Genomic DNA, 803 nt, shown 5'->3' with positions numbered 1-803 from the left:
CCACCGCCACCCCCATGAAGGGTGCGGTGCAGGGCGTGGCCACCAGCACCGCCAGCAGGCCGGTCATCGCATCGCCCAGATAGCCGGCGCGCGAGACCGGGCCGCTCCCCAGCGCCGCCACGGCATTGCCCATGCCGAATACGCCCAGCAGATTCAACGCCACCGCGAACAGCAGCCAGCACACCGCCGTCACGAAGGCCGCCGACTGGAACTGAAACCCCCAGCCCGCCGCCGCACCGGCCGCGCGCAGGGTCAGGGTCACCCCGCCCAGCAGCACGAATGCCCCGATCACCCCGGCGGCATAGGACCCGGCCCCGGCCAGCCTGACCGATGCGCCGCTGCCGGCCAGGCGGGTCAGCGCCATCGCCTTCATCACCAGGACGGGAAACACGCAGGGCATCAGGTTCAGGATCAGGCCGCCGGCGAAGGCCAGAAGCAGAATATGGGCCGTGCCTTGGCCCGCCGCCGTGTCCGCCGGGGCGGTGGACGAAACGGTGGGCGATACGGCGGCCGCAGGCGCGAAGCCGGCCGACACCGCCAGGCCGCGCTCTTCGCCCGCCGGGTCCTTCAGCACCACGATTCCGTCCAGGGTCGGAGCCTTGCGGAACGAATCGGCGGGTTTCAGCGCCAGGGTCAGCCGGCCTTCCTGCACGGACAGGGCCTGGGCCGCGTCCTGGTCGATCGCTCCCTCGGTCTGCGGCAGGAACCACGCGTCGCGCACCGCGTCCGGGGTCAGGCCCTGGCCGGTCAAGGTCAGCACGCCGTCGGGCGCAATGGTCGCGGCGAAGGGCGAGGGCACAGGC

The 803-nt window shown here is 72.6% G+C and carries 1 pseudogene; it reads right to left on the bottom strand.

The annotated features are described in order from the left end of the window. Positions 1-803 (bottom strand): annotated as a pseudogene (locus HUK84_RS20860) (cytochrome C biogenesis protein); the annotation flags it as partial.

The organism is Nguyenibacter vanlangensis (genome assembly GCF_013376155.1).
Classification (GTDB): Bacteria; Pseudomonadota; Alphaproteobacteria; order Acetobacterales; family Acetobacteraceae; genus Gluconacetobacter; species Gluconacetobacter vanlangensis.
The sequence above is the reverse complement of the archived record's forward strand: the minus strand, read 5'-3'. Positions and strand labels throughout refer to the sequence as shown.